Annotated in this window: 15 protein-coding genes; 11 read left to right on the plus strand and 4 right to left on the minus strand. The window is 70.4% G+C overall.

Annotated features, from left to right (window positions below; all coding sequences use genetic code 11):
* A partial coding sequence (locus tag JJ685_RS18680; protein ID WP_201675850.1) for an integrase core domain-containing protein occupies nucleotides 1-188 on the plus strand: 188 nt, incomplete at its 5' end.
* 302 nt (nucleotides 189-490) lie between these two features.
* Here the strand turns inward: JJ685_RS18680 and JJ685_RS18685 are convergent.
* From JJ685_RS18685 to JJ685_RS18695, 3 genes are all read right to left on the minus strand, one after another.
* Nucleotides 491-850, minus strand: a complete 360-nt coding sequence (locus tag JJ685_RS18685; protein WP_201675851.1) for a DUF4148 domain-containing protein — start codon at nucleotides 848-850, stop codon at nucleotides 491-493.
* Between the two features lie 193 nt (nucleotides 851-1043).
* Nucleotides 1044-1991 carry a response regulator transcription factor gene (locus JJ685_RS18690; RefSeq protein WP_201675852.1) on the minus strand — a complete coding sequence of 316 codons (948 nt, stop codon included), beginning with the start codon at nucleotides 1989-1991 and terminating at the stop codon, nucleotides 1044-1046.
* On the minus strand, nucleotides 1988-5440 hold the full coding sequence (locus JJ685_RS18695; protein WP_201675853.1) for a hybrid sensor histidine kinase/response regulator: 3453 nt from the start codon (nucleotides 5438-5440) through the stop codon (nucleotides 1988-1990). Before JJ685_RS18695 ends, JJ685_RS18690 begins: the two co-directional genes overlap by 4 nt.
* A 50-nt stretch (nucleotides 5441-5490) precedes the next feature.
* Between JJ685_RS18695 and JJ685_RS18700 the strand changes: the two genes are divergently transcribed.
* The 10 genes from JJ685_RS18700 to JJ685_RS18745 all read left to right on the plus strand — a co-directional run bounded on the left by JJ685_RS18700 (nucleotide 5491) and on the right by JJ685_RS18745 (nucleotide 11840).
* Nucleotides 5491-5793, plus strand: a complete 303-nt coding sequence (locus tag JJ685_RS18700) for an urease subunit gamma (RefSeq protein WP_201675854.1) — start codon at nucleotides 5491-5493, stop codon at nucleotides 5791-5793.
* A gap of 19 nt (nucleotides 5794-5812) precedes the next feature.
* Complete coding sequence (locus JJ685_RS18705; protein WP_201675855.1) at nucleotides 5813-5983, plus strand: hypothetical protein; 171 nt, start codon at nucleotides 5813-5815, stop codon at nucleotides 5981-5983.
* Between the two features lie 89 nt (nucleotides 5984-6072).
* Complete coding sequence (locus JJ685_RS18710) at nucleotides 6073-6378, plus strand: urease subunit beta (RefSeq protein WP_201675856.1); 306 nt, start codon at nucleotides 6073-6075, stop codon at nucleotides 6376-6378.
* 90 nt (nucleotides 6379-6468) lie between these two features.
* A complete protein-coding gene (gene ureC / locus JJ685_RS18715; RefSeq protein ID WP_201675857.1) occupies nucleotides 6469-8214 on the plus strand; it encodes an urease subunit alpha in 1746 nt (581 codons plus the stop codon).
* Nucleotides 8214-9287 (plus strand): hypothetical protein, encoded by a 1074-nt coding sequence (locus JJ685_RS18720; RefSeq protein WP_201675858.1) that lies wholly within the window; start codon nucleotides 8214-8216, stop codon nucleotides 9285-9287. The genes ureC and JJ685_RS18720 overlap by 1 nt, the downstream gene beginning before the upstream one ends.
* A 9-nt stretch (nucleotides 9288-9296) precedes the next feature.
* Nucleotides 9297-9893: an urease accessory protein UreE gene (gene ureE, locus JJ685_RS18725; protein WP_201675859.1), complete on the plus strand. Its 597-nt coding sequence runs from the start codon at nucleotides 9297-9299 to the stop codon at nucleotides 9891-9893.
* Entirely contained in the window at nucleotides 9862-10554 is a 693-nt protein-coding gene (locus JJ685_RS18730) for an urease accessory protein UreF (protein ID WP_201675860.1), read from the plus strand. Before ureE ends, JJ685_RS18730 begins: the two co-directional genes overlap by 32 nt.
* On the plus strand, nucleotides 10551-11201 hold the full coding sequence (ureG, locus tag JJ685_RS18735) for an urease accessory protein UreG (RefSeq protein ID WP_201675861.1): 651 nt from the start codon (nucleotides 10551-10553) through the stop codon (nucleotides 11199-11201). The genes JJ685_RS18730 and ureG overlap by 4 nt, the downstream gene beginning before the upstream one ends.
* Before the next feature lie 95 nt (nucleotides 11202-11296).
* Entirely contained in the window at nucleotides 11297-11650 is a 354-nt protein-coding gene (locus tag JJ685_RS18740; protein WP_201675862.1) for a hypothetical protein, read from the plus strand.
* Nucleotides 11637-11840 (plus strand): hypothetical protein, encoded by a 204-nt coding sequence (locus JJ685_RS18745; protein ID WP_201675863.1) that lies wholly within the window; start codon nucleotides 11637-11639, stop codon nucleotides 11838-11840. The genes JJ685_RS18740 and JJ685_RS18745 overlap by 14 nt, the downstream gene beginning before the upstream one ends.
* Before the next feature lie 50 nt (nucleotides 11841-11890).
* Here JJ685_RS18745 and JJ685_RS18750 read toward each other — a convergent pair whose 3' ends face one another.
* On the minus strand, nucleotides 11891-12082 hold the full coding sequence (locus JJ685_RS18750; RefSeq protein WP_201675864.1) for a hypothetical protein: 192 nt from the start codon (nucleotides 12080-12082) through the stop codon (nucleotides 11891-11893).
* Nucleotides 12083-12093: the final 11 nt, after the last annotated feature.

Below are 12093 nucleotides of genomic sequence, written 5' to 3' on the forward strand. Positions count from 1 at the left end.
TGGAATACCTGCTGCAGACTCCAGCCGATCTCAAGCAAGCGAGGCGCATGGTGAGTGAATCCGTGCGCCTGTACAACGAGAAGCGGCCACACCTATCCCTAAAATACGAAACGCCCGATGCCAGGCACCGGGCGTCTCTGGCCGCCCACCGGCGGCCGGCAACAAGTCCCGAACAGGTGTCAACCTAAAGCAGGACGGGTCACTGTCCGCCTCGGCGACATAAAGGAGGAGGCGCGGGCGCGGCGAGCTTAAGGGCCCGGGCTCTCATCCGCGCCGGGGGACAGTCGCCGAGGCGGACAGGCCCGTCCTGGTCCGGTCCCACAGGCAACAACAACCGGCCAGCGGGTCAAGCACCACTTTCAACCACAAGGCAACTGCCCGCCGAACGAGACTCGGACTTTCACCGGAACCGGCGAAGAACCCAAAAAAAAAGCGCCGCGGATGCGGCGCTTGGCAAGCCCGCGGTGGCGGGCGAGGAGACTCCGTGGGCTTAGTCGCTGCTGCCGGGCAGCGCGGCGAGTTGCGGGCCAAACGTGCGGGGCAGTTCGCGGCGGGCCAGGTAGCGCGAGCCGCTGTCTTCGCCGTTCAGCGCGGAAACCACGTCGCGCGAGGCGATGTACTCGGCGGTCACTTCGGCCCGCGTGCGCTTGCTGCTGAAGCCGCGCAGGTGGTCGTAGCCGTCCGCGTGGAGGTCGATGCCGCTGCCCTTGTACTGCTGCAGTTCGGCCTGGACCTGCTGGCGGGTCATGGCGCCCTTGAAGGGTTCGGCCTGACCGATGGGGCCTTCGGCGAAGGCGCTGCCTGCCACGAAAGAGGTGAGGACGAGCGTGAGGGCGATCTTGCGGTTCATGGTTCTTCCTTTCGATCTGAGCTGGTTCCGCTCCCTGGTCTGGGGGATGTCGGCCTGCGCAGCCGACGGAACGGACTGTAGGCAGCCCGCGTAAGGCGGCATGTGCTATTCCGCACCGCGCGATGCGTGCGTGTGCCGCGAAGCGTGCAATCCGTCGCAGGGAGGCCTCCTCACGATGGAGGAGAGGGGGTGCCTAGCCCTCGAAATTCGGGTGCAGCTGCCGGATGCGGTTCATCGCCATGCCGGCCGCCGCCGTGCGCGTCTCCACTCCCAGCTTGGCGAAGATGCGCTCGAGGTGCTTCTTCACGGTGGCCGGGCTCGCGCCGAGGATGTCGGCGATGTCGCGGTTGATCTTGCCCTTCACCACCCAGTACAGGACTTCCGCCTCGCGCAGCGTGAGCTTCAGCGACAGGCCCATGGACTCGATGATGGCGCCGTCGGAGACCTCGCGCATCACGATCAGCCAGTCGTCGTCGCCGGTCTGGCGGTGCAGGCGGATCGACAGGCGCCGCGCGCCCCGCTCCACGCCCAGGCGCGGCGGCTCGATCTGGCGCACGGCGTCGTGCAGGTGTCGCCGCAGCCACTCGAGGATGGCCGCCGGCGTCTCCGGCGCGCTGGTGCCGAAGTACGACAGCAGCAGCTCGCGCGCCAGCGGGGTCTGCCACATGAGGCGGCCGTCGGCAGGGCGCACCGTGATGCTCGCATAGCCGAAGGCGTCGAGCGCGTTGCGCGCCTGGCGCGCGAGCCGGGCGCCCTGCAGGTGCACGCCCATGCGCGCCAGCACCTCGCGCGGCTTGATCGGCTTGGTGACGTAGTCGACGCCGCCCGCGTCCAGCGCGGCCACCAGGTGCTCGGTCTCCGTGAGGCCGGTCATGAAGATGATCGGGATGTGCGCCGTGTGCGCCTGCGCCTTCAACCGGCGCGCCACCTCGAAGCCGTCCAGGCCCGGCATCATCGCGTCGAGCAGCACGATGTCGGGCAGGGCCTGCGCCGCGCGCTGCAGGGCCGCTTCCCCGCTGGTCGCCACCAGCACCGTATAGCCCGATTCGTCGAGCGCGTCGTGCAGCACCGAGAGGTTGTCGGGGATGTCGTCGACCACCAGCACGACATCGCTCTCGGCGCGGTCCGGCAGGCTGTTCATCGCAGGGCTCCTTCGGGGGCGGCGGTGGAACGCGCCAGCTCGCGCGCGATCGCCTCGAAGCGGAACTGCCGCGCCAGCTCGCGCAGCGCATTCGCGAACGCGCCGCATTCGGGCTGCGCCCGCTCGATCGCATCGAGCTGGTTGAGGATGCCGCGGTAGTACCCGAGCTGCACCGCCTGCTGCAGCGGTGCCAGCAGTTCGGCGCGCGGCCAGGCCCACGCGGCGGCGGGCGGCGGCACGGCCGGCGCGCGCGCCGGCTCCCGCAGCCAGCGCAAGGCGAGCTGCCGCTCCAGCCAATCGAGCAGTTCGCCGTGGCGCACGGGCTTCACCAGGAAATCCTCGGGCGGGATGCCGACGTCGTTGTCCAGGCCGCGGTCGAAGGCGTTGGCCGAGACCACGGCGATCTTCGGCTGCCCGGGCTGCAGCCGGCGGATGCGGCGGATCGTCTCCCAGCCGTCGATGCCGGGCATCGCCAGGTCCATCAGGATCGCATCGGGCTGCAGGCCGGCCGCGAGCAGGTCCAGCGCATCGTGGCCGCTGGCCGCCGTGCGCAGCTCGAAGCCGAGCGGCTCCAGCAGCGCGACCAGCACGTCGCGGTCTGCCTCCTCGTTGTCGACCACCAGGATGCGGCGGCGCGCGCCTTCGTAGCCATGCCGCGGCTGCGGCGTGGCCGCGGCGGCCGGCAGGACGACCGCGTGCACCTCGGGCAGGAACAGCCGCACGCGGAACACCGCGCCCGCGCCGGGCGTGCTGCGGACGCTGAGCTCGCCGCCCATCACGTCGGTGAGCATCTTGGCGATGGTCAGCCCGAGCCCCGAGCCCGCAAGCTGGCTGGCGCCGGCGGCGCGCGCGAAGGGCTCGAAGATGTTCGCCACTTCCTGCGCGCTGAGGCCCGGGCCGGTGTCCTCGATCTCCACCACCGCCATCTCGCGCGCATGGCGCACGCGGAACAGGACCTGGCCCGCCGCGGTGAACTTGATCGCGTTGCCCAGGAGGTTGATCAGGATCTGGCGCACCCGGTTCTCGTCGGCGCGGACCACCTCCGGCAGGTTGCCCTCCACCTCGAAGCGGAAGGCGAGCCCCTTGGCGGCGGCCTGCACCTCGAACAGGCTGGCCAGCTCGTGCACGAAGTCGGCGAAGCGCATCGGCTTCACGTTCAGCGTGAGCTTGCCGGACTCGATGCGCGCGATGTCCAGCGTGCCCTCGATCAGCGAGAGCAGGTGCTCGCCGCCGCGCCGGATCACGTGGACCGCGTGCTTGCGGTGCGGCGGAATGGCGGCGTCCTCCGCCATCAGCTGGGCGTAGCCGAGGATGCTGTTCAGGGGCGTGCGCAACTCGTGGCTGATCGCGCTGACGTAACGGCTCTTGGCCTGGTTGGCCTGTTCCGCGGCGTGGCGCGCCTGTTCCGCCGACTGGCGCGCGCGCTGCAGCGCGGCGTCGGTCTGGCGGTGCGAATCGATCTCGCGCACCAGGAGGTGGGTCTGGCGGTTCGATTCCTCCTGCGCCACCTGCCGGCTCTTGTGCGCCAGCACCAGCCACCAGGCGATCAGGCCCGCCACCAGCAGCAACGCGAGATAGGCCTTGAGGAAGGTGGCCCGCAGCGCCGGCGCGGCGATCGTTTCCGGCGACTGCAGTTCCTGGTGGTACAGCAGGCCGAACAGCGCGCCCAGCATGGGCGCGATCACCAGCATCAGCAGCAGCCAGTGGGCCAGGCCGGTCTCCAGGTAGGGCCACGCGCGCCGGGGCAGCAGCGCGCGCAGGGCCCCGGTCCATTGCGCGGCCAGGCTCGCGTGCGGCTTGCACAGGTCGCCGCAGCGCGCGTCGAGCGTGCAGCACAGCGAGCAGATCGGCCCCTGGTAGGCCGGGCAGTGGGCCATGTCCGGGCCTTCGTAGTTGCGCTCGCAGATCACGCAGCGGCGCGCGAGCAGGCGCGACCCGGCCTGGGGCTCGCGCGCGAGGTAGTAGCGGCCGCGGGTAGCCCAGGCGATCAGGGGCGCGGCGACGAAGGCCGCCCCCATCGCGATCAGCGCCGAGAAGGCTTGCGCCGTGGGCCCGAAGGCGCCGAGATAGGCCACCATCGAGAGCGCGGAGGCGAGCGCCATCGCGCCCACGCCCACGGGGTTGACGTCGTACAGGTGCGCCCTCTTGAACTCGATGCCCGGCGGCGACAGGCCCAGCGGCTTGCTGACCACCAGGTCGGCCACCACGGCCATGATCCAGGCGATGGCGATGTTCGAGTACAGGCCCAGCACGTCGGCCAGGGCCTGGAACACGTTCATCTCCATCAGCATGAAGGCGATCAGCGTGTTGAAGACCACCCACACCACGCGGCCGGGATGGCTGTGCGTCAGGCGAGAGAAGAAGTTGGACCAGGCCAGCGAGCCGGCGTATGCATTGGTGACGTTGATCTTCAGCTGCGAGATCACGACGAACAGGGCCGTCGCCGCGACCGCCCAACCGTAGCGGGGAAAGACGTATTCGTAGGCGGCGAGGTACATCTGGTTGGGATCCACCGCGCGCTCGGCGGGCACCATGTGCTGGATCGCCAGGTACGCGAGCAGCGCGCCTCCCAGCATCTTGAGCACGCCCAGCACCACCCAGCCCGGGCCGCCCGCCAGCACGCCGAACCACCAGGAGCGCCGGTTCGCCGCGCTGCGCGCCGGCATGAAGCGAAGGTAGTCGGCCTGCTCGCCCATCTGCGTGATCAGCGCGACGCCGACGGTGAGCGCGGCACCAAACAGGTGCAGCTCGAAGCCGGCGCCCTGCGACTTCTCCCCGGCATAGTGCGTGATGCCCGCGAAGGCACCGGGATCGCGCGCCAGGACGTAGGCGAAAGGCACCACCAGCATCACCAGCCAGAGCGGCTGGGTCCACACCTGCAGGCGGCTGATGGCGGACACGCCGTGCGTCACCAGCGGGATCACCACCAGGGCGCAGAGCAGGTAGCCCCAGGTGGGCGGGATGCCCAGCGCCAGGTCCAGCGCGTACGCCATCACCGCCGCCTCCAGCGCGAAGAAGATGAAGGTGAAGGAGGCGTAGATCAGGGAGGTGATCGTCGAGCCGATGTAGCCGAAGCCGGCCCCGCGCGTGAGCAGGTCCATGTCCACGCCGTGGCGCGCCGCGCAGATGCTGATCGGAAGGCCGGCGAGGAAGATGATCAGGCCGGTGGCGACGATGGCCCAGAAGGCGTTGGCGAAGCCGTATTGCACCAGCAGCGTCGCGCCCACGGCCTCCAGGATCAGGAAGGACGCCGCGCCGAAGGCGGTGTTGGCCACGCGCCAGGTGGACCACTTGCGGAAGCGCTGCGGGGTGTAGCGCAGCGCGTAGTCCTCCATGGTTTCGCTGGCGACCCAGCTGTTGTAGTCGCGGCGGACCTTCACCACGCGCTGCGGCGCGTCGTGGTGGTGCGGGGGGAGGGGAATGCTGCGGCCCACGGGGGCCAACTGCATCTTCCGTGCCGGAGCCCGGGCGCGCGTCTTGCAATACACTGCCGCGCACCATGGAACTCACGCCCCGCGAGAAAGACAAGCTGCTGCTGTTCACCGCCGCCCTGCTGGCGGAGCGTCGGCGCGCGCGCGGCCTGAGGCTCAACTACCCGGAAGCGATGGCGCTGATCTCCGCCGCCGTGATGGAAGGCGCGCGCGACGGCAGGTCGGTGGCCCAGCTCATGAGCGAGGGCCGCACGATCCTCACCCGCGCCGACGTCATGGAAGGCGTGGCCGAGATGATCCCGGAGATCCAGGTCGAAGCCACCTTCCCCGACGGCACCAAGCTCGTGACCGTGCACCAGCCCATCGTCTGACCCCGCAGGAGACACCCCCATGAAGAAGCACCTGCTGTCCACCGCCCTGTTCGCGCTGAGTGGCGCCGTCCACGCCCATCCCGGCCACGGCGCGCCACAGGCCTGGCACTGGCACCCCACCGACACCGCCGGGATCATCACGGTCGCCGTCATCGCCACCCTGGTCCTCTGGTTCACCCGCGGCGACTAGGCCATGGGCGCCCACGCTCGTCACTGCGTGTACTGCGCGGCCCTCCGAGGGGCCTGCAGCCTCCTCGAGGCGGCCCGGCGGAGGCTGCCATGATCCCGGGCGAACTGTTCACCGACACCGGCGACCACGCGCTCAACCCCGGCCGCCGCACCCTTGTGCTGGTGGTGCAGAACACGGCCGACCGGCCGATCCAGGTCGGTTCGCACTACCACTTCGCCGAAACCAACGGCGCGCTGCAGTTCGACCGCGAGGCGGCCAGGGGCATGCGCCTGAACATCGCCTCCGGCACCGCCGTGCGCTTCGAGCCGGGCCAGCAGCGCACGGTGGAACTGGTGGACTACGCCGGCCACCGCCTGGTCTACGGCTTCCGTGGCCTCACGCAAGGAAAGCTCTAGGAACATGGACCCCCACGCTCCGCACTTCGTGTCGTCGTTGCCCCCCGAGGGCGCGCAGGCCTCCCTTGGGGCGGCCCGGCGGGAGGCCTGATGGCGACGATCCCGCGCCGCGCCTACGCCGAGATGTTCGGCCCCACGACGGGCGACCGCGTCCGCCTGGCCGATACCGAGCTCGTGATCGAGGTCGAGGACGACTTCACCCTGCGCGCCGGGGGCTACGGCGAGGAGGTGAAGTTCGGCGGCGGCAAGACCATCCGCGACGGCATGGCGCAATCGCAGCGCACCAACGCGCCGAAGGCGGGTCCGGGAGACAGCACCGGAGGTGCTGTGGACACGGTGCTGACCAACGCGCTCGTCGTCGACCACTGGGGCATCGTCAAGGCCGACATCGGATTGAAGGAGGGCCGGATCGCCGCCATCGGCAAGGCCGGCAACCCCGACACCCAGCCGGGCGTGGACATCGTCATCGGCCCCGGCACCGAGATCATCAGCTGCGAAGGCGCGATCGTCACCGCCGGCGGCATCGACAGCCACATCCACTTCATCTGCCCGCAGCAGATCGAGGAGGCGCTGGCCTCCGGCGTCACCACCATGTTCGGCGGCGGCACCGGCCCTGCGACGGGCACCTTCGCCACCACCTGCACGCCGGGGCCCTGGAACCTGCAGCGCATGCTGCAGGCGGCCGACGCCTTCCCCATGAACCTCGGCTTCATGGGCAAGGGCAATGCGAGCCTGCCCCAGGCGCTGCGCGAACAGGTGCAGGCCGGCGCGATCGGCCTGAAGCTGCACGAGGACTGGGGCACCACGCCCGCGGCCATCAGCAACTGCCTCGACGTGGCCGACGAGATGGAGATCCAGGTCGCGATCCACTCGGACACGCTCAACGAGTCGGGCTTCGTCGAGAACACCATCGCCGCGACCAAGGGCCGCGGCATCTGCGCCTTCCACACCGAAGGCGCCGGCGGCGGCCATGCCCCGGACATCCTGCGCGTGGTCGGCGAGGCGAACTTCCTCCCCTCGTCCACCAACCCCACGATGCCCTACACCGTCAACACGCTCGACGAGCACGTCGACATGCTGATGGTGTGCCACCACCTGGACCCGGCCATTCCGGAAGACCTGGCCTTCGCCGAAAGCCGCATCCGCAAGGAGACCATCGCGGCCGAGGACATCCTGCACGACCTGGGCGCGATCAGCATGTTCTCCAGCGACTCGCAGGCCATGGGCCGGGTCGGCGAGGTGATCCTGCGCTGCTGGCAGACCGCGCACAAGATGAAGCTGCAGCGCGGCAAGCTGCCCGGCGACGCGCCGCGAAACGACAACTTTCGTGCCAAGCGCTACGTCGCCAAGTACACGATCAACCCGGCCATCGCGCACGGCATCAGCCACGAGGTGGGCAGCATCGAGCCGGGCAAGTGGGCCGACCTGGTGGTGTGGAAGCCGGCCTTCTTCGGCGTCAAGCCGGCGCTGGTCCTCAAGGGCGGCTTCATCGCCCTGGCGGCGATGGGCGACGCGAACGCATCCATCCCCACCCCGCAGCCGGTGCACTACCGGCCCATGTTCGGCAGTTTCGGCGGCGCCCTGCACGCCGGATCCATCACGTTCGTGTCGCAGGCAGGCCTCGCCGCGGGCGTGAAGGAGCGCTTCGGACTGGCCAAGTTCCTGAGCGCCGTCAAGGACGTGCGCCGGGTACGCAAGAATCATCTGGTGCACAACGACTACGTGCCCAAGATGGAGATCGATCCCCAGACCTATGCGGTGCGGGCCGACGGCCAGCTCCTGACCTGCGATCCGGCCACCGTGCTGCCGATGGCGCAGCGCTACTTCCTGTTCTGATGCGGCGGGTGGTAGCGGTGGCGGCCCTGCTGGCCGCGGGGGCGGCGTGCGCCGCGCCGGCGGCCGGCTCGCCGTGCGACGGCACGTGGGAGGGCCGCCTGGGCGCGTCGCCCGTGATGCTGCAGTTCAACTGGGACGGGCTGGGTTCCTACTACCTGGGTACTGCCCTGGTGGGGGCCGTGCTGCGCCCGGGGGAGAACGATCCGCAGGCCTGGGAGGAGTACGACGAGGACGGGCGCCGCACCGGGTCCCTGCGCCTGGAGTGCGCCGCAGACGCCGTGCGCGGCGAGCGCACCAGCACCGGCGGGCAGCGCAGCGCCTTGCAGGGCCGCCGCGTGGAAGACAACAGCTTCAACCGGCGCCGGCTGGGCGCCGTCGACCTGGTGCCGCAGCGCACGCTGTCCGAGCAGGGCCGGGTGCTGGAGGTCATCGCGGCCCGCGGCATCCCGCAGATCGTCACCCTGCGCATCCGCCAGCCCGGGGCCGGCGAAGCGGCGGTCAACCAGCGCCTGCGCGCCGCGCTGCTGCAGCAGCTGGACAACCACCTGCAATGCCAGGCGCTGGTGCGAGCCAAAGGCCGCTTCGCCCCGGCCGGCGGCGACACGCTCTCGCTGCAGCGTCTGGACTGGCGCGGCAGCGTGCTGTCGGCGCAGTTCTGGCTGCACGGCAACTGCGGCAACCCCGAAGGCTATGCAGGCCCGCAGCAGTTCACCTTCGACACCGCCACCGGGGAGGAACTGCCGCTGCCCCGCTGGCTGCTGCCCGAGTACCGCGACGGTGCGGCCGCCGGCAGCGCGCTGTATGACACGCTGGTGCTGCCCCAGGTGCTGCGCGGCCGCCGCAAGCTCGAGGACCTGCCGGAAGCCAGGCGCGAGTGCGGCGAGTTCGAACTGGCCGAAAAGGCGGTGCCGCTGGCGGTGGAGGACCGCGGCATGGTGTTCGGCTTCCACTACAGCCTGCGGATGGCGCACTGCGGCATCGCCTTCGTCGCGCCCTGGGCCGCGCTGGAGGCATTTCTGTCCGACGATGGCCGGCGCTGGCGGGAGGCCATGCGGCCGGCCCCGCGGCGCTAGACTCGTCGGATGCTGCACGTCTCCAAGATCCTCCCCCAGGGGCACGGCCTCGCCAAGGTCCTGCTCGGTCGCGCCGCCACCGTGGAACTCGACTGGGACGTGCGCCAGAAGAGCCGCTTCGAATGCAGCGACTCGCAGGGCCGCCAGCTCGGTGTGTTCCTGCCCCGGGGCACCGTCGTGCGCGGCGGCGACGTGCTGGTCGCCGAGGACGGCTCGGTGGTCCGCGTGCTGGCGGCGCCGCAACCGGTGATGGTGATCCGGCAGGGCGAGCGCGGCAGCGCCTTCGACCTGCTGCGCGCCGCCTACCACCTCGGCAACCGGCACGTCGCGATCGAATTGCAGCCGGACCACCTGAAGATCGAGCCGGACCACGTGCTGGCCGAGATGCTGCGGGCGATGCACCTGCTGGTGGCGGACACCTTCGGCCCCTTCGAGCCGGAGGGCGGCGCCTATGGCGGCCACGGCGCCCACGTGCACGACGAGCACCAGCACCTGCACCGCCCGGCCGAGCCGCACAACCACGAGCACGAGCACGACACGCAGGTGCACGACCACGAGCACGACAGCCACCGCCATGGCGAGCACGGACAGTCCTGCACCCGCTGACACCGCCCTGCTGCACCTGATCTGGCTCGCCTCGCCGGCGCTGCCGGTCGGGGGCTTCTCCTATTCGGAAGGGCTGGAGGCGGCCGTGGAGGCCGGGCTGGTGGGCGACGAGCGCAGCGCGGGCGACTGGCTGGTGGAGCAGTTGCACGCGAGCCTGGCGCGCTCGGACCTGGCGGTGGTGGGCAGCGCGGTGGAAGCGGCCCGGCACGGCGATGGCCAGCGGCTGCGGGCGCTGGACGCGTGGGTGCGGCAGACGCGCGAGACGAGCGAGTTGCGGCAGCAGGTGGAGCAGATGGGGCGGTCGCTCGGGGAATGGGTGAAGGCCGGGGTTCCCTTCGGTCACCCCCAAGTCGCAAATTCCGGTTTCACCTACCCGGTCGCCTTCGCGGTCGCGGCGGCGGGCACCGGGGCCGCCCCGCGCCAGATCTCGCAGGCCTTCGCCTTCGGCTGGTCCGAGAACATGGTGCAGGCCGCGGTCAAGGCGGTGCCTCTCGGCCAGGGTGCCGGCCAGCGCATCCTGGCGCGGCTCGCGGCGGACATCCCGCAGGCCGTGGTGCACGCGCTGGAGCTGGACGACGACCACCGCCAGGCCTTCACGCCCATGCTGGCCATTCTTTCCTCGCAACACGAAACCCAGTACTCCCGGCTGTTCCGCTCATGAACTTCCCCGCCCACCACATCCCCGGCCGCACCCGAAAGCTCCCGCCGCTGCGCGTGGGCATCGGCGGCCCGGTCGGTTCCGGCAAGACGACGCTGCTGGAGATGCTCTGCAAGGCGATGCGCGACCGCTACGACCTGGTCGCCATCACCAACGACATCTACACCAAGGAAGACCAGCGCCTGCTCACGGTGAGCGGCGCGCTGCCGGCCGAGCGCATCATGGGCGTGGAGACCGGCGGCTGCCCGCACACGGCGATCCGCGAGGACGCGTCGATCAACCTCGAGGCGATCGACCGCATGCTCGCGGCCTTCCCCGACGCCGACGTGGTGTTCGTGGAATCGGGGGGCGACAACCTCGCGGCCACCTTCAGCCCGGAGCTCTCCGACCTCACCATCTACGTGATCGACGTGGCCGCGGGCGAGAAGATCCCGCGCAAGGGCGGCCCCGGCATCACCAAGAGCGACCTGTTCGTGATCAACAAGACCGACCTCGCGCCCTACGTGGGCGCCGACCTGTCGGTGATGGAAGCGGACACGAAGCGGATGCGGCGCGACAAGCCCTACGTCATGACCAACCTCAAGACCCAGGCGGGCTTGCAGGAGGTGGTGCGCTTCATCGAGCAGCGCGGGATGCTGCAGCGGGCCTGAACCCCACGCGCCGGGCGGGCGTAATCGCCGAACGGTCGCCGGTTGAGGCTCCGTCCTACAGTCTCGCGCGTAACGCTCACTTACTTTCGCAGCCCATGGAACTGCTGCACGACGCGCCGCCCGGCTTCGACGGCATCGCCAAGGCGTTCGCGATGGCGAAGCTGCTGCCCACCACCCACCGCATGGACGTGAAGATCGGCCTCGTGCGCGACGGGGTCCTGCTGGCGGTCGGCCGGCTCGATGGCTACCGGCAGGTGAACTTCTTCCCCGACCACGTGCGCAAGGCGGGCTGGAAGGAATCCCTCCTGGGCGGCGACGACGACATGCACGGTTGCGACATGCTGTTCACGCACCCCGACTCCGCCCGCCGACAGGACGACGACCCCTCGTTCATCCGCCGTCCCGCGGTCGAACTCTGGCCGGCGGGGAACCACCATGCCGATCGCTAACCACGACGAGCACGACCCCACGCTGCCACCGCCCGGGCGGCGCTGGGGCTCGGGCGCGCAGAGCGTGCTGCCTTACCTGACGAAGTCGCTGCAGGCGCGTCCCGCCAGCGCGCCCGAGCACGTGTACGAGGCCAGGCCCATCGCGGATCCGGACACCCGCTTCTCCGAGCGCCCCCCACGGGCCGAGTGACAACGACGAAGGGCGGCCCGCGCGGGCCGCCTTTTCACCGGCACGGTCGCTCAGACCAGGCCGTTGCGACGCTTGCCGATGGTGTTGCCGGCGCGGCGGCGTTCCCACTCGCGCAGCTGCTTCATGATGCTTTCGGAGCCTTGGCCCGCGTGGGCTTCCTGCTGCTGAGGCGGCTGCTGTCCGGTGACGGAGGGGGACGGCTCCTCGTCCCTGGTCAGGTCCTGTTGTTCGTTTTGCGACATGGCACGGAATG

Source organism: Ramlibacter monticola, from assembly GCF_016722785.1.
In the GTDB taxonomy this organism is placed as follows: Bacteria; Pseudomonadota; Gammaproteobacteria; order Burkholderiales; family Burkholderiaceae_C; genus Ramlibacter; species Ramlibacter monticola.

Coding starts and splice junctions, on each gene's coding strand:
- JJ685_RS18685 (WP_201675851.1), bottom strand. CDS start 850: ATGAACCGCAAGATCGCCCTCACGCTCGTCCTCACCTCTTTCGTGGCA.
- JJ685_RS18690 (WP_201675852.1), bottom strand. CDS start 1,991: ATGAACAGCCTGCCGGACCGCGCCGAGAGCGATGTCGTGCTGGTGGTC.
- JJ685_RS18695 (WP_201675853.1), bottom strand. CDS start 5,440: ATGCAGTTGGCCCCCGTGGGCCGCAGCATTCCCCTCCCCCCGCACCAC.
- JJ685_RS18700 (WP_201675854.1), top strand. CDS start 5,491: ATGGAACTCACGCCCCGCGAGAAAGACAAGCTGCTGCTGTTCACCGCC.
- JJ685_RS18705 (WP_201675855.1), top strand. CDS start 5,813: ATGAAGAAGCACCTGCTGTCCACCGCCCTGTTCGCGCTGAGTGGCGCC.
- JJ685_RS18710 (WP_201675856.1), top strand. CDS start 6,073: ATGATCCCGGGCGAACTGTTCACCGACACCGGCGACCACGCGCTCAAC.
- ureC (WP_201675857.1), top strand. CDS start 6,469: ATGGCGACGATCCCGCGCCGCGCCTACGCCGAGATGTTCGGCCCCACG.
- JJ685_RS18720 (WP_201675858.1), top strand. CDS start 8,214: ATGCGGCGGGTGGTAGCGGTGGCGGCCCTGCTGGCCGCGGGGGCGGCG.
- ureE (WP_201675859.1), top strand. CDS start 9,297: ATGCTGCACGTCTCCAAGATCCTCCCCCAGGGGCACGGCCTCGCCAAG.
- JJ685_RS18730 (WP_201675860.1), top strand. CDS start 9,862: ATGGCGAGCACGGACAGTCCTGCACCCGCTGACACCGCCCTGCTGCAC.
- ureG (WP_201675861.1), top strand. CDS start 10,551: ATGAACTTCCCCGCCCACCACATCCCCGGCCGCACCCGAAAGCTCCCG.
- JJ685_RS18740 (WP_201675862.1), top strand. CDS start 11,297: ATGGAACTGCTGCACGACGCGCCGCCCGGCTTCGACGGCATCGCCAAG.
- JJ685_RS18745 (WP_201675863.1), top strand. CDS start 11,637: ATGCCGATCGCTAACCACGACGAGCACGACCCCACGCTGCCACCGCCC.
- JJ685_RS18750 (WP_201675864.1), bottom strand. CDS start 12,082: ATGTCGCAAAACGAACAACAGGACCTGACCAGGGACGAGGAGCCGTCC.